This window comes from Paenibacillus sp. SYP-B3998, from assembly GCF_010820665.1.
GTDB lineage: Bacteria > Bacillota > Bacilli > Paenibacillales > NBRC-103111 > Paenibacillus_E.
The window spans coordinates 1,629,087-1,656,057 of record NZ_JAAIKC010000001.1 but is presented as its reverse complement, the minus strand read 5'-3'; the positions used below and the strand labels follow the sequence as shown (position 1 = coordinate 1,656,057).

29 protein-coding genes and 3 pseudogenes are annotated in these 26,971 nt (G+C 40.7%); 12 read left to right on the top strand and 20 right to left on the bottom strand.

The window, feature by feature from the left end; translation table 11 throughout:
- Nucleotides 1–29: 29 nt before the first annotated feature.
- Both GK047_RS07605 and GK047_RS07600 read left to right on the top strand, forming a co-directional pair.
- A complete protein-coding gene (locus GK047_RS07605; RefSeq protein ID WP_163943346.1) occupies nucleotides 30–1,121 on the top strand; it encodes an Mrp/NBP35 family ATP-binding protein in 1,092 nt (363 codons plus the stop codon).
- A gap of 167 nt (nucleotides 1,122–1,288) precedes the next feature.
- Nucleotides 1,289–1,492, top strand: coding sequence for a hypothetical protein (locus GK047_RS07600; protein WP_163943343.1), 204 nt, complete (start codon nucleotides 1,289–1,291; stop codon nucleotides 1,490–1,492).
- 48 nt (nucleotides 1,493–1,540) lie between these two features.
- Here the strand turns inward: GK047_RS07600 and GK047_RS30545 are convergent, their stop codons facing one another.
- Both GK047_RS30545 and mobA read right to left on the bottom strand, forming a co-directional pair.
- Nucleotides 1,541–1,930: a hypothetical protein gene (locus GK047_RS30545; RefSeq protein ID WP_205516345.1), complete on the bottom strand. Its 390-nt coding sequence runs from the start codon at nucleotides 1,928–1,930 to the stop codon at nucleotides 1,541–1,543.
- Nucleotides 1,931–2,007: 77 nt separating this feature from the next.
- Nucleotides 2,008–2,613, bottom strand: a complete 606-nt coding sequence (gene mobA, locus GK047_RS07590) for a molybdenum cofactor guanylyltransferase (RefSeq protein ID WP_163943340.1) — start codon at nucleotides 2,611–2,613, stop codon at nucleotides 2,008–2,010.
- A 182-nt stretch (nucleotides 2,614–2,795) separates the two neighbouring features.
- On the opposite strand from mobA, the gene GK047_RS07585 reads away from it, so the two are divergent.
- Nucleotides 2,796–3,515 carry a Crp/Fnr family transcriptional regulator gene (locus GK047_RS07585; RefSeq protein ID WP_163943337.1) on the top strand — a complete coding sequence of 240 codons (720 nt, stop codon included), beginning with the start codon at nucleotides 2,796–2,798 and terminating at the stop codon, nucleotides 3,513–3,515.
- 17 nt (nucleotides 3,516–3,532) lie between these two features.
- On the opposite strand, the gene GK047_RS07580 is transcribed toward GK047_RS07585, so the two are convergent.
- The 4 genes from GK047_RS07580 to GK047_RS07565 all read right to left on the bottom strand — a co-directional run bounded on the left by GK047_RS07580 (nucleotide 3,533) and on the right by GK047_RS07565 (nucleotide 5,948).
- On the bottom strand, nucleotides 3,533–3,808 hold the full coding sequence (locus GK047_RS07580; protein WP_205516343.1) for a diguanylate cyclase: 276 nt from the start codon (nucleotides 3,806–3,808) through the stop codon (nucleotides 3,533–3,535).
- Nucleotides 3,801–3,917: a GGDEF domain-containing protein gene (locus tag GK047_RS30540; RefSeq protein ID WP_481855944.1), complete on the bottom strand. Its 117-nt coding sequence runs from the start codon at nucleotides 3,915–3,917 to the stop codon at nucleotides 3,801–3,803. The genes GK047_RS07580 and GK047_RS30540 overlap by 8 nt, the downstream gene beginning before the upstream one ends.
- A gap of 450 nt (nucleotides 3,918–4,367) precedes the next feature.
- Nucleotides 4,368–4,736, bottom strand: coding sequence for a group I truncated hemoglobin (locus GK047_RS07570; RefSeq protein ID WP_163943330.1), 369 nt, complete (start codon nucleotides 4,734–4,736; stop codon nucleotides 4,368–4,370).
- 516 nt (nucleotides 4,737–5,252) lie between these two features.
- On the bottom strand, nucleotides 5,253–5,948 hold the full coding sequence (locus tag GK047_RS07565; RefSeq protein ID WP_163943327.1) for a response regulator: 696 nt from the start codon (nucleotides 5,946–5,948) through the stop codon (nucleotides 5,253–5,255).
- Nucleotides 5,949–7,915: 1,967 nt separating this feature from the next.
- Between GK047_RS07565 and GK047_RS07560 the strand changes: the two genes are divergently transcribed.
- Together GK047_RS07560 and GK047_RS07555 are read left to right on the top strand one after the other, a co-directional pair.
- Nucleotides 7,916–8,752 carry a copper amine oxidase N-terminal domain-containing protein gene (locus GK047_RS07560; RefSeq protein ID WP_163943322.1) on the top strand — a complete coding sequence of 279 codons (837 nt, stop codon included), beginning with the start codon at nucleotides 7,916–7,918 and terminating at the stop codon, nucleotides 8,750–8,752.
- A 51-nt stretch (nucleotides 8,753–8,803) separates the two neighbouring features.
- Nucleotides 8,804–9,016: a GNAT family N-acetyltransferase gene (locus GK047_RS07555; RefSeq protein ID WP_275901636.1), complete on the top strand. Its 213-nt coding sequence runs from the start codon at nucleotides 8,804–8,806 to the stop codon at nucleotides 9,014–9,016.
- 342 nt (nucleotides 9,017–9,358) lie between these two features.
- On the opposite strand, the gene rpmF is transcribed toward GK047_RS07555, so the two are convergent.
- The 6 genes from rpmF to GK047_RS07525 form a co-directional block, all read right to left on the bottom strand.
- On the bottom strand, nucleotides 9,359–9,535 hold the full coding sequence (gene rpmF / locus GK047_RS07550; protein WP_163943318.1) for a 50S ribosomal protein L32: 177 nt from the start codon (nucleotides 9,533–9,535) through the stop codon (nucleotides 9,359–9,361).
- Nucleotides 9,536–9,732: 197 nt separating this feature from the next.
- Complete coding sequence (locus GK047_RS07545) at nucleotides 9,733–10,884, bottom strand: benzoate/H(+) symporter BenE family transporter (protein WP_346010292.1); 1,152 nt, start codon at nucleotides 10,882–10,884, stop codon at nucleotides 9,733–9,735.
- A 62-nt stretch (nucleotides 10,885–10,946) separates the two neighbouring features.
- A complete protein-coding gene (locus GK047_RS07540) occupies nucleotides 10,947–11,774 on the bottom strand; it encodes a uroporphyrinogen-III synthase (protein WP_163943315.1) in 828 nt (275 codons plus the stop codon).
- A gap of 518 nt (nucleotides 11,775–12,292) precedes the next feature.
- A complete protein-coding gene (locus GK047_RS07535) occupies nucleotides 12,293–12,550 on the bottom strand; it encodes a hypothetical protein (protein ID WP_163943312.1) in 258 nt (85 codons plus the stop codon).
- 672 nt (nucleotides 12,551–13,222) lie between these two features.
- Nucleotides 13,223–14,146, bottom strand: coding sequence for a hypothetical protein (locus GK047_RS07530; protein ID WP_163943309.1), 924 nt, complete (start codon nucleotides 14,144–14,146; stop codon nucleotides 13,223–13,225).
- 151 nt (nucleotides 14,147–14,297) lie between these two features.
- Complete coding sequence (locus tag GK047_RS07525; RefSeq protein ID WP_163943304.1) at nucleotides 14,298–15,650, bottom strand: sensor histidine kinase; 1,353 nt, start codon at nucleotides 15,648–15,650, stop codon at nucleotides 14,298–14,300.
- Between the two features lie 285 nt (nucleotides 15,651–15,935).
- On the opposite strand from GK047_RS07525, the gene GK047_RS07520 reads away from it, so the two are divergent.
- The gene (locus GK047_RS07520; RefSeq protein WP_163943301.1) at nucleotides 15,936–16,349 is read left to right on the top strand and encodes a hypothetical protein; all 414 of its coding nucleotides are present in this window, start codon (nucleotides 15,936–15,938) and stop codon (nucleotides 16,347–16,349) included.
- 200 nt (nucleotides 16,350–16,549) lie between these two features.
- Here GK047_RS07520 and GK047_RS07515 read toward each other — a convergent pair whose 3' ends face one another.
- The 7 genes and pseudogenes from GK047_RS07515 to GK047_RS30535 all read right to left on the bottom strand — a co-directional run.
- Complete coding sequence (locus GK047_RS07515; protein WP_163943298.1) at nucleotides 16,550–17,230, bottom strand: response regulator transcription factor; 681 nt, start codon at nucleotides 17,228–17,230, stop codon at nucleotides 16,550–16,552.
- Between the two features lie 1,055 nt (nucleotides 17,231–18,285).
- Complete coding sequence (locus GK047_RS29520; protein WP_240343787.1) at nucleotides 18,286–18,399, bottom strand: YjcZ family sporulation protein; 114 nt, start codon at nucleotides 18,397–18,399, stop codon at nucleotides 18,286–18,288.
- A gap of 138 nt (nucleotides 18,400–18,537) precedes the next feature.
- Nucleotides 18,538–18,648 (bottom strand): sporulation protein YjcZ, encoded by a 111-nt coding sequence (locus GK047_RS29165; protein ID WP_205516540.1) that lies wholly within the window; start codon nucleotides 18,646–18,648, stop codon nucleotides 18,538–18,540.
- A gap of 313 nt (nucleotides 18,649–18,961) precedes the next feature.
- On the bottom strand, nucleotides 18,962–19,351 hold the full coding sequence (locus GK047_RS07510; protein WP_163943295.1) for a YmaF family protein: 390 nt from the start codon (nucleotides 19,349–19,351) through the stop codon (nucleotides 18,962–18,964).
- Nucleotides 19,352–19,703: 352 nt separating this feature from the next.
- Nucleotides 19,704–20,246, bottom strand: a pseudogene (locus GK047_RS07505) (ATP-binding cassette domain-containing protein); the annotation flags it as partial.
- 168 nt (nucleotides 20,247–20,414) lie between these two features.
- Nucleotides 20,415–21,338, bottom strand: a pseudogene (locus GK047_RS07500) (NAD(P)-dependent alcohol dehydrogenase).
- Nucleotides 21,339–21,362: 24 nt separating this feature from the next.
- A pseudogene (locus GK047_RS30535) lies at nucleotides 21,363–21,572 on the bottom strand (LuxR C-terminal-related transcriptional regulator); the annotation flags it as partial.
- A 64-nt stretch (nucleotides 21,573–21,636) separates the two neighbouring features.
- On the opposite strand from GK047_RS30535, the gene GK047_RS07495 reads away from it, so the two are divergent.
- From GK047_RS07495 to GK047_RS07470, 6 genes are all read left to right on the top strand, one after another.
- Complete coding sequence (locus tag GK047_RS07495; RefSeq protein ID WP_163943288.1) at nucleotides 21,637–23,277, top strand: AraC family transcriptional regulator; 1,641 nt, start codon at nucleotides 21,637–21,639, stop codon at nucleotides 23,275–23,277.
- A gap of 110 nt (nucleotides 23,278–23,387) precedes the next feature.
- Nucleotides 23,388–24,383, top strand: a complete 996-nt coding sequence (locus GK047_RS07490; protein ID WP_163943286.1) for an ABC transporter substrate-binding protein — start codon at nucleotides 23,388–23,390, stop codon at nucleotides 24,381–24,383.
- 14 nt (nucleotides 24,384–24,397) lie between these two features.
- Nucleotides 24,398–25,186, top strand: coding sequence for a hypothetical protein (locus GK047_RS07485; RefSeq protein WP_163943283.1), 789 nt, complete (start codon nucleotides 24,398–24,400; stop codon nucleotides 25,184–25,186).
- Nucleotides 25,187–25,572: 386 nt separating this feature from the next.
- Complete coding sequence (locus GK047_RS07480; RefSeq protein WP_163943280.1) at nucleotides 25,573–25,689, top strand: YjcZ family sporulation protein; 117 nt, start codon at nucleotides 25,573–25,575, stop codon at nucleotides 25,687–25,689.
- A gap of 31 nt (nucleotides 25,690–25,720) precedes the next feature.
- On the top strand, nucleotides 25,721–25,984 hold the full coding sequence (locus GK047_RS07475) for a DUF2642 domain-containing protein (RefSeq protein ID WP_163943277.1): 264 nt from the start codon (nucleotides 25,721–25,723) through the stop codon (nucleotides 25,982–25,984).
- A gap of 51 nt (nucleotides 25,985–26,035) precedes the next feature.
- Nucleotides 26,036–26,149, top strand: coding sequence for a sporulation protein YjcZ (locus GK047_RS07470; protein WP_163943275.1), 114 nt, complete (start codon nucleotides 26,036–26,038; stop codon nucleotides 26,147–26,149).
- Between the two features lie 399 nt (nucleotides 26,150–26,548).
- Here GK047_RS07470 and GK047_RS07465 read toward each other — a convergent pair whose 3' ends face one another.
- Entirely contained in the window at nucleotides 26,549–26,863 is a 315-nt protein-coding gene (locus GK047_RS07465) for a sensor histidine kinase (RefSeq protein WP_346010303.1), read from the bottom strand.
- Nucleotides 26,864–26,971 lie beyond the last annotated feature (108 nt).

Here is a 26,971-nt window from a genome sequence, read left to right as displayed (position 1 = left end):
GATATAATGAGTAAGCAGGAGGTGCCTATATGAGGACGAAAGAAGATGTACTACAAGCACTAAAGGGCATTAAGGAGCCAGAATGGAATAAAAGCATGGTCGAGTTAAATCTTATTCGTGATATTATGCTTAGCGATAACAACATTTCCTTAACAGTTGTCACCCTCAAAGATCTTCGTACCGAAGCTAAAGAGAATATACAAAAAGAAATAACTACATGTATTGAACAGCATTTCCATCAAAGCGTACAAAATGTTCATCTTCGCTTCCGTACAATGACTTCATATGAGAGAACGGAAATCGAAACGAGAATGGAAAAAAGCAGCAGCCAAGACTATTCAGCGGCTAGCTTAAATAATGAAGCTACTCCACTTCTTAAACGAACCGACGTTACCTTTATTGCGATTGCCAGCGGCAAAGGCGGGGTCGGTAAATCCACTGTAACGGTAAACCTTGCTGTAGCTCTTGCTAGACGGGGTAAAAAAGTAGGCATCATCGATGCTGACATCTATGGATTCAGTATCCCAGATATGATGGGAATCGAAACGAAGCCAAAGATTATGAACAACACAATACTTCCCGTAGAACATCAGGGCGTCAAGGTCATTTCAATGGGATTCTTCGTAGAAGACAATTCACCGGTTATTTGGCGAGGGCCTATGCTCGGTAAAATGCTAGGGCAGTTTTTTACCGATGTAGCTTGGGGGGAAATTGATTATCTGCTGTTGGACTTGCCGCCGGGCACTGGCGATATCGCACTGGACGTGCATCAAATGCTGCCTGAGTGCAAAGAAATTATTGTCACCACACCTCATCCAACCGCCTCCTATGTGGCAGCAAGAGCAGGCTCAATGGCCAAGCAAACAAACCACGAAATTATGGGCATCATCGAGAATATGTCCTACTTAGCTTGCCATACATGTGGAACCAAAGATTATGTTTTTGGCCGCGGCGGTGGGACAGCCCTTGCTGACCAATTACAGACAAAGCTGCTTGCCCAAATCCCATTGGGCGCGCCAGACAATCATCCATCGGAGCCAGATTATTCGCCATCCATCTACAAGGCAGACAGCACGGTAGGAAAGTTATATTTGGATATTGCGGATCAAATCATCCAATAGAATGATTCAGAGGTAGACAATGGTGCAGTGCCATGTTTACCTCTTTTTGTTTTTCTGATCGTGCCATTAAATGCTCACATTTAGCAGAAAAGTACGTGAAATATATCACATACTTATACACATTAAGAGTATATACTGAAATCATAAGAAGAGAAGGAGTGATTTCTATGACAACCCTGCAAAACAAGGATCTTGAAACTTTACGTGATGACTTCTGCTGCGAGTATGGTCAAGTATTCGCTGAACAGGTCTGTGGTTTACCTGCTCAGGTTGAAGAAGCTACAAACCCGCAAAATGAAATCGAAGTAGACATTGTAACTACCTTGGACTATTTGCATAAAATCGGCCTTCAGGAGGAGTACTTACTGTGAGTTATTCTTTAAAAGAACAAAAAAAATAGTGTCGGATTCATTCCGGCACTACTTTGTTTTTAGATTCAAAAAGTTAGGAAAGATGGAATGCTTCTCAATATCCTTAATTCTCTGCTCATCGATATGCACGATCTCACCGATGCCATCCTTGAGGTCAAATTTTTGATGAAGTCCGGGCTTGTCAAAAGGTGCAGTATCCTTTACCTTGGACGGATCGATTTGGTGATGGTGCTCGCTAGGTGGCTTTACCCCCATCGCAAATGCGGAGACCCCAAGTACGCCCAGAAACACAAACAGCATGGCGACTCCAATCATCAACCAGAGTTTCTCAAGTTTATGAATATGCATATTTACCGCAACCCAACTTACAGCCCAAAAGAGTCCCAACAGCAATACAGCGGCAAACGTTCCATTCAATAAAGGCTCTTGGTCTCTCATGTTGAGTTCAGATGCCTGCGAATGCTTTGTTCGAGTGATTTCCCTCACATTAAACGGTTCCAATCCTGAACATTACGTTACTTATGCAAATTCTCCGTAAGAAGCATAGCCTCGTAATCCTCCAACGTTTTGATACTGGAAACAAAATTCAAATCCACACCATTCTCATATAAGAACTGATCACCTAGTTCACTCCAGAAAGCATGCTTAAGCAAAGCCGAAATGTGAGTCTCCCCTTGTTTTAAAAGTGGTACGATGTGGGGGGCGCAAGCCCGATCATAGATGCCGTGCAATAGATGAATCTCACCAGCCACCAAAGGTACAACTGCTTCAAAGCCATCCAACTTTCTGTTCAGCAATAACTTAGCGGCTTTACTGGATATAAAAGGCATATCGCATCCGACTACCCACACAGATGAATGCTTCGCCAGAGACAATGCTGCGTGCATCCCTCCAAGAGGGCCATGGCCTTCAAAAAAGTCGGTTATAATGCGAACTGAACGATCAACTATATTTAAATAGGGTTTGGGATCATTAGTGACAACAATCAACTCATCGCATAATTCCCTCATACGGTCAATTTGTCGAGCTATTAAAGGCTTTCCGCCAAATGGAAGTAATGCCTTCAGTTCTCCCTTCATTCGACGATTTGCTCCACCTGCCAAAATAACTCCTGAAAGCATGACCATCACTTCTCCTTTTCAAATTTTTATATAGTTCCACATTAGACAAAATAACTTGGTCTGTAAGTGAATAATGTCACACTCCCCGTAAGTGCTTTGGTGACATAAATCACATCGAACTGTTTGAAAGATGGATATACTATATAAACTGATGAAGTCTTGAGAATGGAGTGATCGCACGAATGAGTACAATAAATTCTTCAAATGTATGTAATGTCCGCAATACAGAGTGCTTCTCCGCCGATAACTTAGTTAAACTCCAGCAAATTATGTATGAAACCAAAGTTGCCAGTGGTTCGCATCTATTCTGGGAAGGCGACACCACTGACAAGTTGTATTTCATCAAAAGCGGCCGTGTAAAAATTACAAAGTCTTCGGACGAAGGCAGACAATTCATCTTATACATGTATCAGGAAGGCGATATGTTTGGCCAAGTGGATCCTTTTCGTAAGTCCTTTCATGTTTTTAACGCGGAAATTATCGAGGATAGTGTCGTCGGGGTTATTCTTCAGAAGGATCTGGAAGTATTACTTTGGCAGAACGGAGATTTAGCTGTTGAGTTCATGAAATGGATGGGGCTTATTCATCGGATGACGCAGACTAAATTCCGTGACTTGATGATGTTTGGCAAGCATGGTGCGCTATGTTCATTGCTCATTAGGCTGGCCAACACTTATGGCATTGAACAAGTAAATCATATATGTATTTCAAAAGTACACACGAACACCGAACTCGCTGATATGATTGGCGCTACTAGGGAGAGTGTAAACCGTATGCTAAGTGAACTTCGTAAAGCTAATGCAATAAAAATTGAAAATGGTCACATTATTGTAGAAGATCTTCAGTATCTCCGAGATATTTGCCATTGCGAGAATTGCCCTAAAGACATTTGCAGAATGTAAAAACTGCACCTGCCGAATTAATCGGTTACAGGTGCAGGCGCAATAACTGTTCGGTTTCGACCAGGATGATCTGAATTATCTGCCACTCCAATTGAAATGGTTATAGATTTCCCAGTAGGACTTCGCATTGAAGCAATCTTTTCACGAAGTCTTTCTGCAATGGTGTTCGAAAGTCTTACCTCCGTTTCTTCCAATAACAGTATGAATTCCTCCCCTCCAAATCTACAACACAAATCTTCTTCACGCGAAGCGCTCTTCATCATTTGTACAATGAAATATAATACTTCAATCACCTAACCCATGTCCAAACGTGTCATTGACTACTTTGAAGTGATCAATATCTATCATCAATATAGAAAAACGATCACTTGTCTCCTTCATATTTGCAAATACTGTTTCCAGTGTTCTTCGATTAGCAAGTCCTGTAAGCGGATCCGTTTCTGCTTCCTGTTCCAGGTTATCAAATCGTTTGGCGCATATAATTGACTACACGAGTAAATCTTTCTTCTAAATTATATTCATCTCTTGACTTGGTGTATAAAAAGATGGCTTAGCAAAAGCGCCTTTCAGGAATCCAGTAGCGTCAAATGCTTTTTCACCTGTAATTTTGGGCCATCCGGCAACCATCCATTCTCATCCTACATATAATCGAATAATTGTAAGTAACATTGCCGAGTAATTATTCTCTCCTAACCACTTCATCATCTGAACCATTTCTTTTTTCCTTTATGTTTTTATTGTAGCTTGCAGGAAAGGATTTATATTTGGAAAAAATCACATTATATAAAAGATTCGCTCACCTCATAAAAATAAGGGAATGGAGGTTACATTCCCTCTCCATTCCTTGTTTGTTCATTTATAAAGAATATCATCTCTTAAAGGCGCAACATGGCTCAATGCTTCTTTAATATCTGCTTCACTTACATGAAAATGAGCCAGAGCATCATGAAGATGTTTCACAATGGCTTCAAAGTGCTCAGGTTGAATATTCATCCCTTCATGCGCTCTCATCATGGACGAACCTGAATATTGATTGGGACCCCCCAAAGCAAAACTAATAAATTTGGTCTGGTGCTTTCGTTGTTTCTCCATATCGGTATTAAGGAAAAACGTCTCCACGGTTTTATCCGCTAAAACCAAAGAATAAAAATAATCAACTACTTGGGCGATCGCTTCCTCCCCGCCCAGCTTCTCATAAAGTGTTACATTCGTTGTTGGCATGACATCAACTCCATTACAAATTTTTCATGGGTATCATTCACAAAAGCCAACTGGATTATTCGTATTAAAAATACAGTGTGTTTCCCCTTTACTTTATACCCTTGTTCCTTAACAAAATCATATATTTCTTGAAGGGTGATTTGAGTATCATGATAATGTCCAACATGGAGCTTTTGTGCACAGAAAACAGATTCCCCCCCTATAAATTTGGTTTCAGGAATATCTTTTCTACGTAAATTCCTTTGACTCTAGTATACAAAAAAGGTATCCACAGACTGAACACTTTTTCAAAGCGTCCAGTCTATGGATACCAGTGAATTTAGGGGCGATGTTTTTTTATCGTGTTACAGCTTTTGGATTTATATTGTCAGTCTGTTTACATATTGATCTACGTAATTACGAAACGCTTTATTTTCATCTGTTGGATTATCAAAAGTTCTCATCGACACTATTTCATTGGCAATTTGCTTAAAGTAAATCAAATAATAAATCCTTTAATGTTTAGGATCAATTCCGTTAATCCACCTGTTTTTCAAATTTATATCCCACTCCGAATACAGTGATAATCAGATCATTGGCATCCAGCTTCTTGCGCAAGCGTTGAATATGAATATCTACTGTTCTTGTATCTCCGAAATAATCGTACCCCCATACAAAATCCAGTAATTCTGTTCTGGTAAAAATTTTACCTCTGTAGCTGTATAAAGTGATCAGGAGGTCGAATTCTTTTGGGGTCAGATCGATGATTTCATCATTTTTTTTGACCACTCTTTCATTTTTGATGATTTCAATATTTTTAAAATACAGTTTATTTTCTGTTGATTCCTCATCCGGTTTATTGACCTGTACCATTCTTCTAAGTATCGTGCGAATTCTGGCAATGACCTCCCGCAAATCAAACGGTTTGGTAATATAATCATCTGCACCGAACTCCAAGCCAACAATTTTGTCCGTTATATCCGATTTTGCGGTGATCATGATAATCGGTATATGAGTGGAGGCTGTTACTTTTTTGCAAATTTCAAGACCGCTTAGATCAGGCAGCATCCAATCGAGCAAGAGTAAATCCGGCTTGAATTGCTCCACCTCTCTCAGTCCATCTGCCCCATTATTGGCAGCAATCGTGTGAAATCCTTCTTTATTCAAGCCATAAACAAGCAAATCCGCAATGGCCTTCTCATCTTCAATAATCAGAATTTTAGTCTTCTTCACAAGCCCACCTCATTCTAAACTCATGTTAGCATATTCTAATGTTAAGTTACTAGCGTCTGTTGACAATGGGGAGTTCCGTTCTGCGAAGTTACTTAATCTCGTTACTAGGAGCCTACCGTTGGAATTTCTTCTAGAGCATACATGCCAATCTTGATTTCGCCTATGGCGTTATCTCCCACTATTGCTATTCATTCAAATAAGTTGTAACCCGATTCTGAATCAGTTTCGCCACATCGAGACTCTCATCATAAATTCATTTGTACCTATTAGTTATAAAACAAAGATGTTAATAAAAGCACTCTAGATTGTAAACAAAATGTATCTAAAATTTCTTCAGTGGATATTTAATTCCATTTCGGAGCACTGTATGTGGCACAACGAGCGCCATCTTGTTCTACTATACTAAATACCCCTAGAACCGGCAGATTGCTGCACTGGATCTAGGGGTATCTTTTTAAAGAGGAATGGCGTTACCTTTTATTTTTGTAACCAATTGCGAATGACTTGAGCTGCTTTTGCTAGTGTCGATCAAGTTCAATTTGGACTGACGTATCGATAATGTTTTTCAAGACATAACCTCCAATAATGATTCGGCCATACTGTCAATACCCTTAATTTATGGAGACTCTTTCTGGTCTTATTGTATATCCATAACATACCAAATACCATAAGTGTAGGTTACTCATAACAGCCCGTTACTTTAATAATAAAGAGGAGCTGCCGCGAAGCAAGGCCCCTCAACTATCGTACCCGTCGCGTAACAACATCGTTTCACCAAAAGATATTCTGCTGTAACTGTAACTTTATAACCTTGTCTACGTCCTATTAACATTATTACCTCACTCCTGCAAAATCTCAGGAAGACTGCCTATATGATCCATTTCGCAGCGATTCGTCGGGAATGAGATAATGTTCTTGTCACCCGACACTTGGGGGCTAACAAAACAATATGTAGAGGCCCGACAGCGGGTGGATTATTTAGATCAGATGTGTTGTTTGTTGATCGACTGACTTCTTCATCGTCTTAGGCACTTGTACAGTCAAATTGTTATTAACCCACATAGCATGAAATACGATTAAATTTAAACTTTTTTAAAAGGAAGTGGAACTCAATGTTTTTTATCCCACAACCGCAGGTGTACATGAGGCAACCGCAATCTCCTCCACCTGCATTCATCCCTCCAAAACCTGAGGTATCCTATGTGGTAGACTGTTTATATGAATACACATATGTCTGGCTTCTGAATGGAGAAAATTTCTGGTTTTATCCTACTCGTGTAGAGTACGGTGAAGTTTCAGGTTATAGGTGGAATGGAGCGTTTTGGATGTTTTATGGCATTGATCCAAGAATTATTGATGTCGTTGCGTGCCCCCCAATTCCTACCCTTTACTGAAGTTGATTATTAGGTAGTTACTGTTTATTATATTTACTTTTGCACGACCTCCTGCCTGAGCAGGAAAAGGCAGCCGTCCAAACATCGGCTGCCTTCCTTGTTTATTGAACTTTTGTTCTGCGTTAGTTCAAACCAACAATGATGTTGTGGATGTTGTGTCTACGGTCGGTACAACTACTGTGTTTAATCTATAATATTCGAATTTGATCATTAATTCTTCTCTTGCTTGGTCAAGTCAACCAGTTCTGGTTTGGTCATTTGCATATACCGCTGTCTAACTCGGTCCACGTCACGATCCTGTTTTATGTGCTTGAATGCCTCCAGATCATCATTTAAGGGCTTATGAAACCTTTTCAATGGTTTATAAACCTTTGTAGTACTATGTTTTAGAAAATGATTGTGAAGTTCTTTGTTCTTTCTATTGGTATTTACTCCAAGTTCGAAGGAACGGTTTTTCTTCTTGTCATACGATGCTTTAAGCCATTCCAATTCATTAAATTATGAGTCTACCCTCACAAAATCCGATAGAGAAACCGAATATAATTAGTGATAAATTCGAGGAGGAATACAGAGATGAAAAAAAGATGGATGGTACTTGCCTCATGTGTCCTGGCAACGAGTCTGATGGCAGGATCGGTATATGCAAAATCAGAAGGTGATTCTAATAAGGGCAAGTCAGATACTGTGAAAGTTAACCTTGATCTTAAGGTAAAATCTGGTTCAGAACAGACTGTCACATCCGATACCTATGGCAACCAAGGTCATAATGGATACAAGGGACTGCTTAACGCGATCAACAATGTGAAGGACAAGCCTGCAGGAGTTGTTATCGCAGATCTTCTTTTGACAAAATACGAGACCCATCTTACGGCTGAAATGAAAGCGCAGCTTGAGGCTATCAAAGATAAGGACGCAGCTTTGTCGGCGGCTGCCGATCTGTTGGATAAAAACGGTAGCGTAACCGACGCGGTGTATGTTCAAAAAGAAGCTATTATCGCCAACGTTTCAAATCTTGATTCTTACAAAAAACTCGGTAAATTGTATGATAAGCTAGGGAAAAAGGGAATAAAATTATACGTTAACGGTGCAGAGCCTACCTTCGAAGTAGCTCCATTTATCCGCGAAGGCAATACATTAGTCCCATTCCGCGCTATCTCTGAGGCTTTGAAAGCAACAGTTACATGGAACGAAGAAGAGCGTTCAGTTACTGTTACACGCGATGGCATTACTGTGAAACTCTTTATTGATAGTAAGACAGCTACTGTCAACGGGAAAGAAGTGACCCTTGAGGTTCCAGCATCGATTGAAAAGGGCAGCACGGTTGTGCCGGTTCGTTTTGTCAGCGAAGCTTTGAAAGCAGCTGTTAAATGGGAGTCCGAAACTCAATCTGTCGTCATTTACGAACAATAATCCGATATCCAGTTCTGAGAGCCATCCCTTCGTGGATGGTTCTTTTCTTTTTTGACAAGACAAACGGTTGGTATAGCTCACTACCTATTCCATCGCACTATCTGGATGAAAGATGCCTGCTACCTGCAAGATCTATTTGTCAACGAGGCTGCCCGGGGGCATGGGGTGGCTCGCGCACTCATAGAGCGGGTTGCGCAATCGGCGCGCGGAGCGGAGCGACCGCAGCGTGAATACTGTGTTGAACGCACCCCCCTGCCAGTATAAGTGCCGGCACTTGACTAATTTTGTCATAGACGATTTTGGTGCCGTCTTTTGAAATAAATGAGTACATTGTATGTCTCCTCTCCTTTGCTGTTGTTACAGATTTTTTTAGATATTGCTTCAGTGGATAAAGATTTTTGGAAAGTCTCTTGCGAAGCTACATTTGTAGCCTCTATGAAGACGACGAACCGCAAGGATGACCTTACTACTAAGCTCAAAAAAAAGACTACAATCACCATTTCCTCCTTAGGTGAAAGCAGTCTTTCCAGTCTTTTTATATTCTTTAAAGTACAAAAATGACACTCTAATTGTTTAGAAGTGTCATTTAAGATGCAGTTCATATTATTATTGATCTTTTACGATCTTTCTACCCTTATATGAACCGCAGTTTTTGCAAACATGATGTGCCATTTTTAATTCTGCACATTGTTCACACTTCACCATTCCTGGCAGAACCAGTTTAAAGTGAGTACGGCGCTTATCGCGACGTGTTTTGGACGTTCTTCTTTGAGGAACAGCCATATTCAAAACACCTCCTGTTCATTGCATAAATCAACAAGAGATATCATAGCTTTCTGGACATACTTTGTCAATGCTAGGTTGAATTTTATACTAGTTCATCTTCAATTCCTTTTATTGTGAATCGTGCTTATTTTTTATCTCATCAATTTCTAAGCCAGATCACCATATTTATTTGTTTCATTGCATTCCCTTACCTTTTATAGAGTTTCTGTCCTTTCTCCAAAGAGCTTCGCAGTAACAACGCCTATGACTAATGCCCAAACAGGAGAAGATATACCCAATATTGAAATATTTGAAACCGAAATAATAAACGTAAACATCGTTGAGAATCTGAAATTTGTTGCAGAAAATGTGGATTGTAAGCTATTCAACAATACGCCTACTAGAGAAAATCCTGTAATTAATGTGACGAACGAAGAAGGAAGTAACTCTATGGGATCAATGATTTTCCAAGCGAAAATACCAAATAACATAACTAGTGTTCCTGAAACGATTGCCGCCCAGAATCGATGATCTTTAGTGCCCGCATCTTCTCCGCTACAAAGCGCACTCATCATTCCTCCTATATTGGCAGCATGGCCAGAAAATAGTCCAGCAGTAGCTGAAAACAAACCTGAAAAAATGAGTGTTTTATTCACTGGTGGATCATACCCATTATTTTTCAAAGCAGCTAAAGCGACAGCAATATCATTACTCAGAATTAATATGGAAATAGGAATGGCAATGGACACTAAAGCTCCCATAGAAAAAGAAGGTAAAACTGTATGAGGTAAAACAAACTTTGTAAATTGCATAATTGGAAAATCATAGCTAATTAATAAACCTACTATCGCAAAAACAAGCGCACCTATAAAGGGTGGGATTCTTTTTGAGATTTTGAACGTAATACAGAATCCAAAAAAAGCTAGTAATCCCACAAATGGCATGTCCTTTGCTGCTGGAACTATTTTTACAACATAATTTAAGATTATCCCTGCAAGCAGTGCATCTATGAAAGGCTTTGGTATAACATTCAGGACCTTATTGAACAATCCAGTAAAACCAAGAAAAGTTATTATCAATCCCGACATAATAAAGCCGCCAGCTAATTCACTAAGTGAATACTGAGCGGCTGTTGAAGTCAAAAAAGCGACTGCCGTGATAGAATGAGCTCCACCAAAGGGAATCTTGTACCAGATCGTCAATACGAGGTTAAGTAAACCACCAAGAAAGTAAACAGCAAACATCCATGTAACAGTTTCACTTCGATTTAACCCTACACTTTCTGCAACATGGATAACCAGCAAGGCTCCACCGCTGCATGCCAACAATGCAGACATGATTCCGCTCATAATATTTTGAGTATTCACAAAAAAATAGTACCTCCAATAGAAAAGTATAGAACTTTATACTTCATCCATATAGATTTCCCCTATTGCGTTTTTATTTCTGATTGAATCTTGGTATAGTACTTCACTAACTCTATAATCATAGCTCCCATCCTTTCTTTTTCAGGCGCGATGATATGATTCACACCTTCATCTTTCAATGCCCCAACTGTTACTTTGCCAACTGCAACTGCTTTTACATTCGTGGAAAACGCTTTTTGAACATGATCTAGAATCCCTTGACGTCTCGCATATTCAAATAAATATCTCACCTGCACCGCAGTTGTAAAACAAACCGCATCAATTAAACCGTTCATAAGTTCATGAGATAATGTTTCAAGAGTTGAAGATTCCGGTTCTATATGCCGATATGGTAGCAACTGGATGACATTAGCTCCTCGCTCCACCAAGAATTGAATCAACGTCGGCTGTGGTTCTCCGTGCAACTGGACGACAACGGTTTCATTTGAGAAATAGTAAGATGACAAACTTCTAATTAATCCTTGAGTAGTCCCGTCTTCATCGATGACATCTGGCTGTATATCCAAACTTTTAAGCAAGGCGTACGTCTTATATCCGCGTGCCGCTACTTTTGATTCCTTCATTTTTTGAATTAAGACTGAACGAATGCCCAACTGCTCGGCTGCACCTAGTAGCGCGTCTGTTCCAGTGCCTGTTGTGAGCACAAACCAATCCACCTTGTTATTTGTGCAAAACAATAATTCTTTCTCAATCGCCGTCTCATCAAAGTAGACTAGACCTTGTAAAGGACGTACAATTGGGGTGCCTCCCTGCTTCGCAATTAATAAGCACATTTCCTCTGTTTTTCTGGACCCAGCAATAACGATTTTTTTGCCTTCTAATTTTTCCATTTCTAAACGAATCCCCCTTTGATTCAAACAAAGAACTGAATTTAAAAACCCACAGACTAGATTGAGCTTAGGGAGGACTTAATTGTAGCCTATGCCCCAGTTTTTCGTAGTCCATCCATTTTCGACTTCTAGCATTGCTAATTGATATCATCATACCGATTTATAGCTGCTAAGTAACCATCCACTTTTATACGACTTCAACCATCCAAGTTCAAATAAAATACCGATATATTAACGTGTTGGATCAGTCGCTAGCCAGCAGCAGGAACCCCTTAACATCATGCCAAGGAGCCTTTTTATTGTTCAAACCTCATATTTTTTTATCACCCCTTCTTTTTCGATGGTCCTTCCGTATTTCAATTATTTCAGTTTTTGATGTATTGTCACAAAATGTATGTAGAACATTCACTTTAATCCTTCAGTGGCTAACAAGTTCTTGCTACCAGAATGGTATGCTTTCAACTTAGAAATGGGAAAGGAGCCACATTGGCTCCTTTTTTCGATTTAAATTTGCCTTGTCACGGGCATGGAAAACGGAAAATATCAATGATGATGCCAATTGGAATTCGAATCGTTATAAATAATCTGTCAATCCCGCTAAAAATCCGTAAACGGATAGTGTTTCGCCCAACACTTAATAAACATCCTGTAAAAGTATTAAATAGTGTTCGAACAACAACAACTCTACCAATCAAACCAGGGGAAATATTTTTTATCCTTTTTTGTGTATTCAAAGGCACTCTTCGAGCTGTAGTTAAATGGAATTCTTTAGACATTCATCTCTCTCCTTTGTTCATTTGTTGAATTACCTTTTTCATTTCTTTTGAAACCAGAGAGGCGCACTCTTAATCCCGACTAGATTAATACGGATTAGAGCCTTTCTTCTTTTTCTCAAGTGCTTCCATTGGTAAGAGGTAGGATCTCACTTATCTACATTTTTTGTGATTTTTGGCTCACAACAACAGTCTATGATGAAGCACCTTGGTTGCACACGGCATTTACCTAGGCTAAGCACTAACGTAAACTTTCACTAATGACTAATTGTCCCCACCTTTGATTTTTGCAATAGAATAACAAAATCCCTTAACCAATTGGTCGAGGGATTTAATCATTTTTAGGTTCCTCACATAAATAGAACATTGGAAAGAGTTCTACGATTTGTAATATCCAAGATTGTGAATGTTTAAATCTATACGCTTGCCGAACCAAGTGTCCTCGAGCCAATCGTTATAGGCCATGACAAGGCTACTTGTATCATTCATACAATTGATTTAACCTCCATTTTTGTCTCGTTTATAACCATTGAGCACATGACAAATCATCCATCATTGTCTGGAAAAAAAGCGCACGCTCGATCACGAGTGTGCGCTTTTTTGGGATTTGGTATAAAAATTCTTGATTCAACAATTTTCTCATACAAGATTTTGGCCGTCTATCCTAATAAACTTCTAACTGAACAGTTTTCGAGATATGCCAACGAAAAGATCTGGTACAATAGCTCGGGTTTTTATGGTGAAAGGACCGATTATTCTGGTTTCTACTACAGGGAACCGCAGTTTTTCGAACGTCATAGTCACTTTGCTGTTTGTACTCTTTTCAAGCTGGGTGATCAACATGCCGAAGTCCTTTTGAATTCTGTCTATAATTTGTGTGTTCAACGAAGGCATCATATTATGAATGCCTTGCCGGAATTGTTTCGCTATTTCGTCCTTACTTACGAAGAGTCCGACGATAAAATCAGGTCCGGGCAGATCGATATCGATATTATCGACCTTTTCGCTGATAAAACTATTCAGATCTGGTCCTGTAAACGGACTTAGAAATAGGTCAGCTTTGAGTGTTGCTCCTTGGTCTTGACCAGTGATGCCGATAAACCCGTCGTTAATAAAAGCGGAAAGACTATCCAGATGCATTTGTTGCCGGATGTTGGTAGTCATTTCGTTAATCTGTGCTTGCGAGAAGCTTTGCTGCGTCGTTCCTTCCGTTCGAATAACAAAAATATCCTGCACTTTGGAATTGATTTGACTGAATTGGAAGGTTTGTGACCGGTACACCGGCGCAAAGATGGGAACGTTTAATGGCGGGAGCACTTTCATGATCATATGCGTTGCCAATAAGAAAGCCTTGATCGTAGCAGGGAATCCATCTGGTACGAATATTGTGAATGCGCCGGTTGCATCGGTTTTCGCTTGAAAGGAAAATCCCGGTATAAAACTGTTTGTAAAGCCCGCGGGAAAGTCGGTTCCCAGATATATCTGAGCCTCAGACATAGGTTTGAACGATGCCGGATTCGGATGTGCGGGATTCGCTAAGTAGCTGGAAATAAATAGTGGTATATTCGTGATTTCGTGTAACTTTCCATTCACATTCATTATTGTATACCTCCCTCATTTGGTTGGTTCGATCCTTATCGTAATCGAATTCTACTCGCAGAAATATACTTGAAATAATGATGATTGACAGCTCATATTAGAAATGATTTATAAACAAAAAAAGTCCTAGTGGTTACTCCACTTCGGACTTTTATATAGAATGTTTTTGATCTCTTTGACCTATATCTAAGCTGTTATTACATAGTATTTTGCGACTTTTCGGCAAATGAATGGTGAAAGTCACGCCGGTCTGTTCGCTTACTACTTCAATACTTCCACCATGCTTCTGCAGGATCAGATAACAATAAGTCAGCCCCAGCCCGAAATTATCCTCCTGCTGTTTAGTGGTAAAGAACGGCTCGAATAGCTGGCCGGCAGTCTCCTTATCAATTCCCTTTCCATTGTTGGAGAACTCAATCAAAATATCTTTCTTGTTCTCGTGAATTCTTATCCCAATCGTTCCGTTTTCAGATTCCACAGCATCGATCGCATTGCGAATCAAGTTAGCGAACACTTCCTGCATGTGAAGCTTATCGCACATCAAATGGTAAGTTGGGGTATAATCTGTAACAACGGAAATTCCTTTATCGTCAAGCAAATAGTGATTGGATTGAATCGCCTGAGCCACAATATCGGTCAAGTTGACGGGGCCTTCTACAATCTCTATATCTTCGATATGCTTCTTGATCCGATTTACCATGTACATCATTTGTCTCGTCTCCGCCTGGATATGCGCAATGTCTTGCTCCGCTTGTTCATGTCGTCGGAATTGTATGTTTTCCTTCATTCGGCCCGTCAGCATATCAATGTTGGTAATGTGATTTTTCATCGCATGATTAAGCATTGCCGCACCCGATACAATCCCTTTTATCGTCTGATCGTACAACTGCTTTTCAAATTTAATTCTCACGCCAAGCGCCCCGAATCGGATCGCTGATACAATAAAAATAACAAAAGCCATCCCTACGAACATACTGATGTACCCATATCCGTCAAATGTACGAATCGCTCTTTCCATATGGTTTATCACAACAATACCGAGGACAGGAGGAACAACAAAAAAGACTGTAATAAGACGATTTCTTCTTCTTACCCAATTTGTTTCCCTTCTATAAGAATAAATAACCAATAAACATCCAATAAGATAATAGGGAACCGCCCAGAAGAACAAAATGAGAAAATCTATCTGAATGCCATGCTTCATCGGAGTAATAAGGAGTGTAATGATAATCGGCAGAACAAGCGCGCAAGCGAGCGCATTTTTGACTCGTCGAGTTGTGGTTACGGAATACACGATCGAGAACATGAGGAATCCGTAAGGGGTACATGCTTGGAGTAAAAAGAAAAAAATGCTGTGCCAAACAGGTTCAACAACTACATCGGAAAGGCTGCCCAAACCTGCGAAAATAAAAAATAATATCATCCACTTCGTCGCTTCCTGTTTACGTCCGTAAAAATAAAGCAGTACAGCGAATAAAAGATCAATAATGGCTGAAATGATCATTGATTTCCCACCCTCAACTACCTGACCTATTGTTCCGTATCAAACAGCTTTTCCGCAAGAACCATCTTGTTCGCTAAGGAATGGTGAATTTCCGACTTATTCGAAAGTAATTCGGGGTACTGGGTTAGATGCCGCCGTCAAGCGCCACGTCCAACCCTTCCCTATCATATCGATCGTTGACTCTTATACTCTGATTTATGAGTATATTTTTCCTCTTGGAAATTGCTTATGATGAATTTGTTGCAAAGAACCCCCAAAGGGAAAAAAATCAGGAGGCGTTTTATAATGAATAAGACAATCAAATTAGGTTTACTAGGTGCTGTAGCTTCTGCTATCTTGGCTTTACCGGTAGCGGCGAGTGCCCAAACTTCTTCGCCAAAGGAGTTCTTGTCCACAACTCCGCAAACAACGGTGATCCGGCAGTTGCCACCCATTTACATCCATAACTTGGGTACGGTGTATCTGCACCCAGGTGCTAGCGGTCCAGTTGAAAAGGATTTGCCAACAAACTTTAAGTATGATGTGCAATCCATTCAAATCACGGGTCCATTGAGCCAATTCGTTCATGCACAAATTACTAATTTCGGATCCAAAATCTTGTTCAGATCTGACGGGGCCAAAACAACGGTAACTGTGAAAATTACAAATAGTACTGGAATGTGGGGCTATTATACAGTCATCGTTCAGCCTGTAGGTTAACCCGATGAAAAAAATCACTTTTCTGTGTACCTTACTAGTTGCTGCTGCAGGGGTCATGCTTTCGCCATCATTTAATCCACAGCCCGATCCCCCGGGAATCACATTACCCCCTTCCGCCTTACTTGCCTTCAATCCGCAGCCAGATCCTCCAGGCTTGGTTTAGAGAAATAAACCGGACGTTTTGCGTCTGGTTTATTTCTCTATTCCAACAACCGCAGCTGAATCGTTATCTCCAAGAGGTGTTGGCGATTGTGTTTTTTGATTCGAAGCCACTCCAAATAGGGGAACTTACCTTTGATTAGCTTGGTAATCTTGCATAGCTCGTTGTTTACGGACTGTTCATTGTAGAACAAGAGTTCCGCAATTTGGCTACTGCTTTTGCCTTGTTGAAGATAGCGTAAAATCTCTTTTTGGAGCGGGGTTAATTTCCTTTTAAGCTCCTCTTCATAGGAAGAAGCCACCCGTCTCATTAATTTGCCAGCAGAAGAGTGATGCAGGTTTCCCTTACCTGCTGCAATGCCACGAATGGCATCCGGTATATCTCGGTAATGTGCCTTTGTAATATAATTGCTAACACGTCCGTATGCGATGGCATGAGTCATGACCTCCTCATCATCCAGTGAGGAGAGAACGATAATCTTCAGGTCAGGCTCCGTTGATTGTAATTCGATGGCAACTTCCAGTCCGTCATAATTTTTTCCCGTCAAATTGATGTCTAGGAGCAAGATGTCAATAGAGGTTTCTTCAATTGCTTTGAGCAGTTGGTCCTTATAGGCGGCTGATCCGGATATAAACAGGTCGGGCTCACGAGACAAATAATCGACGATTAACTCACGAAATAACGGATCATCATCGCACACGAAAACTTGAATCGGCTGCATGGTATCCTCCTTTCCTTGAAAATGCACTCCGCAGATTCGAATAAAATTTTACTTGCCTTTAGGTATATGCTGTAACCGAGTAAAACTCGTCACCGTTAGCTATTTTATAAAAATAATCTCGTTCAGAAAGAATATCCAATAACTTCAAGTTCCTTATTGTTAATCATAATCCCATTTCCTCAAAAACTTCCCTACAGCAGTTTCAGCTTGAGATTCCCCTAAATCCATTAGTCAACCAGGTAAACCCCACCGTCCATCCTGTCTGTGTTGTAACATTATTTCATTATTCATTTACGATGATAACGACAGCTCAGCTCCAGGTAAAATAAGTGGGCTATCCACTATATGGGAATTTATCCCATCAATTCATGATATCATATGGTTCTTACAATCGTAAACACAACACGCATAACATTCCCGTTAGCTGAGCGAAGGGATGCCTTGAGAAGCAACCTTTTTGTATTTACCATGACTATATCGGGCAAGAGATAATGTTCTTGTCCTCTCTAAAATTTGGGGCAATAAGTCACATTATTACGCTCCCTGCTGCCGAAATCAAAGATCAAATTGCTTCGTCCATGCTCCGAAAATGACATCGATCGGTGTATCCATCCTGCGCTCTACCGTCAAATTAAATGGTCTTGTTGAAATGAGATTACTCCGAACACTCTATCCTCGTACAAGTGGAGCTGCTAAGCCTAAATCGCTCCAGTCTGTACTACAAGCCCCTCGTGACGTGTTTGCAAATAGCCAATTTTTTCTTCCAATGATAAAGGGCTTAATCACATGCTTGGCAAATGATATATTTTCTTGTCTTCTTACAATCCCCCAATCATGACAAAACCAAGAAGATCACGGGCTTAGCTTCATATTACGCTTTCACCAGATCACGTCTCGCAAAGTTGCTCGAGCCGACTTAGCCGATCTTCCCTTTGGTACATTGAAACTTTGAAAAGTTTCCCAAAAGCTCATCCTAAGATACGTTCCAATCACAGAAAGAGATCCACAGCAACGTGCTGTGGATCTCAATATAATATATTACCTATTGCTGCGTATCATATTGCAAAAGTCATTGTAATAATAACCAATAAAATAAAGAGAACCAATACAGCTGCTGAACTAGTACCGCCGCTATAGCCTCCTGCTGTTGCTACTGTTGGATAACCCATATTCAGTCACTCCTTTCATCGTAATTTCATCAGGTATACATGTGAGTCCATGAGAGATTTTAGCCAATTTTTGTTGATTGGCGCTCCAATAGCCTCCGATTGTTGCTTTCTCTTAAAAAGCTTGAGGTGTGTTACGAATTACCACACAAATGTGCTGGTAATAATAACCAAAAGAATGAAGAGAACCAAGACAACAGCCGTACTTGTACCCAAACCACCGCTATAACAACCTCCTGCAGCATAACCCATTCCATCTCGCTCCCTTCTGCTATCAGATGGTTTATTATATTTCAATGGCATTTGAAATGCGTGGACAAATGCCAGTTTATAAAAGCCTATTTTGAGAGTATAGAACACCTCGCGCAGTGAATTAGCTATTTTATATTGTAATTTAATGGAATATGAAGGTAAAAACAACTGCCGAGATTGCTCTCGACAGTTCACCAGTTACTAGGAAGAGAATTTTAGTGCCTCTCCTTTCACCTGCTATAAGTTAACAATTCTTGCAAATCGGTTTTTTCATCATTCTACAAATGAATACAGCATAAAAGCCAATGTATGCTTAACCAACCTCATTTCCTGTGTTTCCTTTGTAATGATGAGAATGTGGATGCATACCATTTACAGTTGAATATCCTTCAAAATAATGAACATGCCCTCCTATGGGAAGATCAATTGCTGGACCTGTTACCCCATCAATAATGTGAGTGTGACCGTCATTCATGGAAGTAACCGTATGGTAACGATGAAAGTGAGGGACACCTGTCGGGGCTGGTTCAGTAACGCCAATGTATTCATGTACATGCCCATTATTAATTGACGTGGTGCCCGAAAACATGTGCTGGTGTGGGTAGGGCATGCCATCCCAAGAAGTAATATACAATCCATGCGAATGATCTGATAATGAGTCGTTTGAGTGAAATACAAGCCCAGTAACAGGTATCTTTTTCATTTAATAACTCCTTTACCCAGTTTACTACACACTATGAATGTTTATAGGTGTTTGACATAGGCACCAACACAAGTGGCGAAGTGTATTCGAAATAACAGATAGCACCCCTTACCCGTATAGTCCGTCTTTATCCGTTTACCTGCAATTTAACGAGATAAATACTGGTTTCGTGTGATGGCAGGCTCTACCTCCCCCGCTCATCCCTTCAACGTGAAAAAAGGCTACCACATGGCAGCCCCGATATTAAACATTTGATTTCCGATGGATAGTCATCACTTGCCAATCACCGATTTCTCGTACCATGGATTTAGGTGAATGAATACTTCCTCAGCTTTTGTATTCCTATCCATTATTACGTTATTAATTTCTTTTGTAATATCATGTCCCCCATAAGACGACGGGAAGCAGGATGCGAACATGAAAGCATTTGAGAAACTTCCATCTTCTCTACAATCTGGCCTTCGTCAAGAATAGCCACTTGATCGGCCAGTAAACTGACAGGCAATACATCATGTGAAATAAACAGATAGGATAGACCTTTCTTCTCTTTCAAATCCTTGAGATGGAGCAGAATTTGTTTCTGAACAACCATATCTAGACTACTTACCGGTTCATCCAACACAATTAGCTTCGGCTCTAGCGCAATAGCTCTAGCGATATTAACCCGTTGCAGCTGACCGCCGCTCAGTTGTTGAGGCTTCTTATTCATATCGTCAGAACGGAGACCGACAACTTCAAGCAGTTCCGATACTTTACGAATCTCTTCCTGCGGAGACAAACGTTCATAATTTCGAAGTGGCTCTGAGATAATATGTTTGATTGAAAATCGTGGATTTACTGCTGAGTAACAATCCTGAAAAACGACTTGTACATTACGCCGCAACTGCTTACGTGCTTGCTTATCAGCGCGTTGTTTTGCCTCGAATTATCCAGTCATAGTCATTGCTACATGTCGGAGGTCAAGAACATATGTATGGGACCTCCATGTTTTGAAACGTCATTTGAAATGGACAAATAAATGAAAAAAACGGCATCTCTGCCGTTTTCTCGCCATTTCTCCGCACTACCACCCATGGGGTTCCACCGTGATGACTACATTACCTTTTTTGCGCCCTTTTTCCACATATCTGTGAGCCTCAGGAATTTGTTCCAGCGTATAGCATCTATCTATGACCGATTTTATCTGACCCGCCTCCAAAAGTTCTTTGAGGAAAATTAAATCTTCCGTACGTACCTTTGCTATCCCCTGCCCTTCAACTGACACGTATGTCCCATTCGGTGATAGTGCTTTCTAGCAATTTGATTTCGAGTTTTTCCCAACTGCATCAAAGATGATATCATAAAGCTCTCCTCTTCTCGTAAAATCATCTCTCGTGTAATCCATTACCTTATCGGCTCCCAGAGATCTCACCAATTCTAAATTCGTGGTACTGCATACCCCGGTAACTTCTGCCCCAAAGCACTTGGCAAGCTGAACCGCGGAGGTCCCTACCGCTCCAGACGCTCCATAGATAAGAACTTTCTGTCCGTTCTGAATATTTCCCTTTTTTAGAAAATACAATGCTGAAGTTCCCCCAAAAGGAACGGCAGCGGCTTCCTCATAGGTCAGATTCGCTGGTTTTAGTGCCACTACTCCGTCTTCTGGTAGACATGTGTACTCGGCATGAGCACCAAATCGCATCCCCGTTAAAGCATAAACCTGGTCACCTTTCTTGAACCGTTTCACATCTTTTCCTATTGCTTCAATTTTCCCGGCTAACTCCACACCCAGAATAGACTTTCTTGGTTTTCTGAGACCTATTATTATTCGCATAGGAATCCAGTACAACATAGGACTTACGAAATTTCGAATTCTACAGTCCCCTGATGTAACTGTTGTCGCATAAACTTTCACCAGTACTTCATTGTTCTTCGGATTAGATTTGTCTACCTCTTTGAGCTCCAGGACATCTGGTGAACCGTATTTTGTGCATACAATCGCTCTCATGGGTTTCCTCCTCCGGTTATGCCCTTTAACCGTGCTGAGCACGAGAAAAAGTCGCTCGCTAATCTCACGATTCGATAGTCCTAGGGCAATAAAGTGCAGAACTACTAACTCCCGCCCAATCCATGGCTCGATAAGAGACTCGGTAGGCTGGACCAGTCGCTGATCAACTTTGACTTCACTTCTCAGTCCCCCTGCTTCAAATTCATCCAGCAACTTGGTGAATAAAGCACACATACACAATTGCGAGGAGAACGATTGTGAGCTAGAATGTTCCTTAGTAAAAGGACGGTGATTTTACATGATTGAAATAGATAGAAACATTGAAAATACCACATATATTTCGCTCGAAGACATGTGGTTTAAGCTTCGGGAGATCAGTCATATCAAGAACAATCTGAATGAATGGGAAATAAGACTTCAGTTCATCGAATCGCACATGCTTATTGTCGCAGCAAGCGGTCAAGGTTGGATAACCGTTGATGGGCAATTCATCGAGTTGCGAGAAGGCAGTGTTTATGTTTGTACACCCGGTCAACTTATCGAAGCCGCAGCGTACTCATTTGATGAACGTGGGTTCTATCATTTGCGATTCGATGTTATTGGAGATGTCGAATCATCAAACAATCCTATACAGATTGTCAAGCGAGATAGTCGGTTCCCGGTAAAAGGAGAAGTTATCGTTTCTTCTCCGGTTTCCGTTAACGCTTTGTGCGAAACCATTTGTGACTGCTTCCAGGGCGAGGACCGATTGAAACGATTTCGCAGTCAAATTCTCTTTCAAGAAGTTCTGTATAACATCTTGCAAGATGCTCTTCTTGTACAAGGGAATGACTTGGAAGCGGTACTTGAAGGTGTGAAAGCCTATATAGAGCAGCATTATCAACAAGAACTGACGATAGAACATTTGGCTAAGGTAGCGGGAATCAGCTCCCGTCATTTTATGCGGTTATTTAAGAAAAGGTATGGCCGCAGCGCGATCGACTATTTGACAGTTTTCCGGATCAAGCAGGCGCAACAGCTTATGAGGACGGGAGGAGAATATCGTCTCCAGGATATCGCCCGGCATGTAGGTTATCAGGATGATATTTATTTTCGACGTAAATTTAAACAGATATCAGGTATACCTCCAGCGACATTTATGAGAAACAATAGGCAAAAAATCGTCGCTTACCATATGTTTAACATCGGACAACTGATTCCGCTCCAAATCACTCCTTGTGCCGCACCAGCTGATCACCCCTGGACCGATTATTACCAGAGAAAGTATCAAACGGATTCGGTACTACCGTTAAGTTCAGATGATTTGATAAAGAGGGAAGAACTTCGGCTTGCTGATCCCGATTTTATTATCGGAATCGACATCTTAGTGTCTGCCGAGGAACAGGCAAAGATCAAGGAAATCGCGCCCACATTTTTTGTGCCTTGGATGGAGAACGATTGGCGCAAGCATTTACGCTTAATTGCCCAGTTTCTGGACAAAACAACAGTAGCAGAAACCTGGCTTGAAAATTATGAGCGAAAGGCCCGTTTTGTAAGTGAACAGGTAAAATACACCGTCAAAGATGACAGTCTCCTCATCCTGAGAATCACTGGAGATCGGTACAACGTTTTGGGCTGTAGAAGCTTAGACACGGTGTTTTACGACGATTTGCACATTGTGCCCGCGCGTGGTGTCGATCGCATGAAACCGGATCAGCAGGTAACACCTGCTCAACTGGCAGATTTCGATGCGGATCGGTTATTGCTCATTTTGGACGAAGATGCCCTATCAAAATCTAGTTGGCAAACGCTCATGCACTCTGAGCCATGGCGCGGTTTGAAAGCAGTCAGAAATGGCCGGGTTGACTTCCTTCCCCCGTATCCTTGGGTAGAATATACGGCATTTACTCATGAGCTGATACTTGATGAAGCACTGAAGCTTTGGCGGAATCGTGCATAGAAATTTGTCAGTATCGTCAATATTCCGAAATCGTAAAATCATTTATACTCCTTTTATATGATAATGATAATCAATCTTATTGTAATATTTTTCAAGAGGGGCATCGGAAAATGAAGCGAAACGGACGTTTGATTGTGGGAATAGTTATCGTATTGTTACTCATGTTGAGTACTGCCTGTTCAGACAAGAACACTGAGCCGAACAAGACTGGAACGGCATCTGGAGATTCCGGTATATCCGAAACAAGTGTATCCAATAAGCAGCGTGTAGTAAAAAGTCTAAAAGGAGACATCAGCATTCCATCCGACCCCAAAAGGGTCATTGGGCTTTCTGTGGTTTATCCGGAGTTTTTGTATGCACTTGGCGTGACGCCAGTTGTGGTACAAAACTATCATCAGGAATTCCCTTCCTATCTAAAAGAAGCGTTTAAAAATACGGTGAAGACGGGGCTTGCCAAAACACCTAATTTTGAAGCGATTTTAGCCGCTGAGCCGGATCTCATTATTGCTCCCTCATGGTGGGCCGATAAGGATTATGATCAGCTTTCCAAAATCGCGCCAACCGTGCTTTTGCCACAGCGGGATGATTGGCGTGATGAATTGCGTGATATTGGTGAGGTTTTCAGTAAGAAGGATCAGGCTGAAAAGGTCATTCAAGATTTGCAACATAAAAAAGCTGAAGCCAAGGAAAAGCTCCATGCTCTTGTTGGAGACGAGACAGTGATGTATATGATGGTTATGGGAAAGGGACTGGTTATTTACGGAGAAAATATCGATCGGGGCAGCTTCATCCATAAGGAGTTAGGCTTGAAACTAGTTAAAGATTATCCGCAGAATGAATTGAGCGTTTCGATTTCTTTAGAGAAAATACCTGAATATAATCCTGACCATATCATTTTACAGCTCGATGATGAAGCCAGCGAAGAGGTTCAAAAGAGGTATAAAGAAATGATAGATAGTTCGTTGTGGAAGAATATGACGGCAGTAAAGAGAAATCAGGTTTATATTATGGGAGGCAAAGAATGGTTTAGTTTGGGCATGTCTCCTTTAGCAGACAGCAATGCCGTTGATGATGTACTTCATGCCTTTGAAAAGAAAGGAAAGTAATGGGGTGACATGCGATGGACACGGTGGACTTTAAACAATTGGAAGAGAAGTTTTTTCTGACTTTGTATGAACCATACAATACCGTGCTTACCATGCCTGCATTCGATCTAATTCAAGTAGAAAATATGATGCGCTTGATCGACACGTACAGCCCTCTCATCAAAGCAGGTGAACGATCTACAACTGCAGCATTTTTCTGCAGTTGGTTTGCGGGAGTGTGCGGGGCGATGCAGAACATGTTATTTCGCGGTGATGGGGTAATTTTGGATTTGTCATTATGGAATTTATCCGTACAACTATATGCCGGTGCTCAGTACCCCTTGTTTTCATTTAAAATCAACGAAGTGCGGTTTATCGAAATTCCGAACATGGACCGTGATGCTTGGTGTAAGAAAGTACTCTATTCATTTTACAAGGAACATGTAAGACCTTTGATAGAAGTTTTGTCCCAATTGGCCCAAATAAGCGTTATTCCATTATGGGGACAAATCATCAATACGTTATATGCTCAAATGGAAGAAGAACTGGCCGAGGCTTCAGATGAGGAAAGTAAGAAGAGCATCCTTTATCATTATAAAATCCTTACTCATGGTGTCGATGCAGGTGCGTTCGGGCTCCGCAAAAACCCGTTTGATATTAAGCTGAAATTCATTGAAAACCCGAGTAACCCTGATCAAAAGATGTTAGTAAAAACAGCTTGCTGTCTTGCTTATCGCTTGGATACTGGATTCGGATACTGTTATTCTTGCCCACGATTGAAAGAAAAGGATCGAGCATCACTGAGAGCGAAGTGTAACTACTGAATAGACTTCAAGACCTATCTTCGCAAAACTATAATAAAGAATAAGCATATTAAAAAAGGTCAGTTTGCCACGGCAAACCGACCTTTTTTGTTCAGCTATAGTGTCCCGATGGTTGAATCATAGATTCATTTTTAGACATTCATGAATTGTTTTAAATCCTAAACGTTCATCAAAACGCAACGCTTCTTCTCGCTTTTTATCAGTCGTTAGCCGAATAAAAACCACAAATTACAATCTGGCGGGATCAACTTTCCCACCTTCGGAGCTTGAAGTTATTCAATACTACAATTAGGTAAAAGTATCTGATTATTACGTCCAAGCAGTTGTTTTAACTGTTTCGTATTGTATATAGTCGTCACAAACAATCCCAAAAGGAGGTAATTATTATGGGTTACGCTACTTGTTCAACTGGTGGAAATTATGGCGGAGGGTATACGTCGACAGCAACTATCCTTGTTCTTTTCATCTTGTTGGTCATCGTTCTAACGACATTCTGTTTGTAAAAATGATTGATACCAAATGGAGGTGCTGTGAATGTCTATCAATAGTGATAAGCTAAATTCCCTCATTGGCAAACAAGTCTACGTTATGACTCGCCAAGGTCAAATTGTAGATGGCATTTTAAACAAAATCGTTGGTGATAAAATTTATCTTCGTTCAAATGATAAAACAGTAAAAACAAGTGCTTTTAGCCCTTTCTTCAACCCATTTTTCAACCCAGTTACTCCACTTGTACTTTTTGATTTGCTGGCAATTTCTGAGTCTCCATTCTTCTTCAGACGCCCAATTTTCTTTTAAAAGAACTTATATCTGACGAAATCAATTTAAAAGAAAAGAGGTATATGAATTATGGGAGTTACTGTAGGATCAACAGGAGTAGGATATAGCGGTTCAACAAGTTCAGCAGCAGTTTTAGTTCTCTTTATTTTATTGGTTATTATTACAATGACATTTGTTTTTTAATACCAGTTTTGCAGGTTACACTCACTTCAGTTAAGTAATGCTTGCTGGTTGAAGACGATTCTTTCTGTGATCAACTGTATCTACGAAGAGTACAGATGTGATAGCCTGCAACTGAAAACTCATCAGCGCATTGAGTTATTTTGCGATGGGTGCCCAGCTGTATGCACGCAATAAAATGGAGAACGAAATATACTCCAAAATCGTTAACGACAAAGAACCATTAATGCATTCGAGGATTTGATTTCTTGCAGAAATGGACATCCTCCGGAGTCGATCAAATCATGCAGGAAGTCAACAACTGGTATAAAAAGAGCATCACTCCATAAGCGTACAGAGATTGAAACAGCAACCAGGGCAGACGAATGATTGTCATTCGGCCTGCCCTTTTCTGTTACTGATTCATCTACCGACAGGCGGAACAATCGGCAGCTTATCGATTATCGTTGTGCCCTGCCCAAGCGTGCTTTTCACTTGAATGCTTCCATAATGAAGAGAGACCATTTTCTTGACGATGGCAAGTCCCAAACCGTTGCCGTTGTTGCTACGATTTCGCGACTTGTCTGTTTTATAGAATCGTTCGAAAATGGGATTAAGTTCTTCTGGTGAAATACCGATCCCCGTATCGGTTATGGATACTTCAACCTCATTTGAATTGTGACAGATACCGATTTGGATCATTCCGCCGTCCGACGTGAATTTAATACTATTGCCGATTAAATTCAGCCATTGTCAGCATAATGAACCCCCGCATTTCTAGTATTTTTGATCCAGACAATTTGCCTCGACTTTCTTTGGAAAGTATATCAAAGAGTTATGAACGGA

Coding starts and splice junctions, on each gene's coding strand:
- GK047_RS07605 (WP_163943346.1), top strand. CDS start 30: ATGAGGACGAAAGAAGATGTACTACAAGCACTAAAGGGCATTAAGGAG.
- GK047_RS07600 (WP_163943343.1), top strand. CDS start 1,289: ATGACAACCCTGCAAAACAAGGATCTTGAAACTTTACGTGATGACTTC.
- GK047_RS30545 (WP_205516345.1), bottom strand. CDS start 1,930: ATGAGAGACCAAGAGCCTTTATTGAATGGAACGTTTGCCGCTGTATTG.
- mobA (WP_163943340.1), bottom strand. CDS start 2,613: ATGCTTTCAGGAGTTATTTTGGCAGGTGGAGCAAATCGTCGAATGAAG.
- GK047_RS07585 (WP_163943337.1), top strand. CDS start 2,796: ATGAGTACAATAAATTCTTCAAATGTATGTAATGTCCGCAATACAGAG.
- GK047_RS07570 (WP_163943330.1), bottom strand. CDS start 4,736: ATGCCAACAACGAATGTAACACTTTATGAGAAGCTGGGCGGGGAGGAA.
- GK047_RS07560 (WP_163943322.1), top strand. CDS start 7,916: ATGAAAAAAAGATGGATGGTACTTGCCTCATGTGTCCTGGCAACGAGT.
- rpmF (WP_163943318.1), bottom strand. CDS start 9,535: ATGGCTGTTCCTCAAAGAAGAACGTCCAAAACACGTCGCGATAAGCGC.
- GK047_RS07540 (WP_163943315.1), bottom strand. CDS start 11,774: ATGGAAAAATTAGAAGGCAAAAAAATCGTTATTGCTGGGTCCAGAAAA.
- GK047_RS07535 (WP_163943312.1), bottom strand. CDS start 12,550: ATGTCTAAAGAATTCCATTTAACTACAGCTCGAAGAGTGCCTTTGAAT.
- GK047_RS07530 (WP_163943309.1), bottom strand. CDS start 14,146: ATGAATGTGAATGGAAAGTTACACGAAATCACGAATATACCACTATTT.
- GK047_RS07525 (WP_163943304.1), bottom strand. CDS start 15,650: ATGATCATTTCAGCCATTATTGATCTTTTATTCGCTGTACTGCTTTAT.
- GK047_RS07520 (WP_163943301.1), top strand. CDS start 15,936: ATGAATAAGACAATCAAATTAGGTTTACTAGGTGCTGTAGCTTCTGCT.
- GK047_RS07515 (WP_163943298.1), bottom strand. CDS start 17,230: ATGCAGCCGATTCAAGTTTTCGTGTGCGATGATGATCCGTTATTTCGT.
- GK047_RS29520 (WP_240343787.1), bottom strand. CDS start 18,399: ATGGGTTATCCAACAGTAGCAACAGCAGGAGGCTATAGCGGCGGTACT.
- GK047_RS29165 (WP_205516540.1), bottom strand. CDS start 18,648: ATGGGTTATGCTGCAGGAGGTTGTTATAGCGGTGGTTTGGGTACAAGT.
- GK047_RS07510 (WP_163943295.1), bottom strand. CDS start 19,351: ATGAAAAAGATACCTGTTACTGGGCTTGTATTTCACTCAAACGACTCA.
- GK047_RS07495 (WP_163943288.1), top strand. CDS start 21,637: ATGATTGAAATAGATAGAAACATTGAAAATACCACATATATTTCGCTC.
- GK047_RS07490 (WP_163943286.1), top strand. CDS start 23,388: ATGAAGCGAAACGGACGTTTGATTGTGGGAATAGTTATCGTATTGTTA.
- GK047_RS07485 (WP_163943283.1), top strand. CDS start 24,398: ATGGACACGGTGGACTTTAAACAATTGGAAGAGAAGTTTTTTCTGACT.
- GK047_RS07480 (WP_163943280.1), top strand. CDS start 25,573: ATGGGTTACGCTACTTGTTCAACTGGTGGAAATTATGGCGGAGGGTAT.
- GK047_RS07475 (WP_163943277.1), top strand. CDS start 25,721: ATGTCTATCAATAGTGATAAGCTAAATTCCCTCATTGGCAAACAAGTC.
- GK047_RS07470 (WP_163943275.1), top strand. CDS start 26,036: ATGGGAGTTACTGTAGGATCAACAGGAGTAGGATATAGCGGTTCAACA.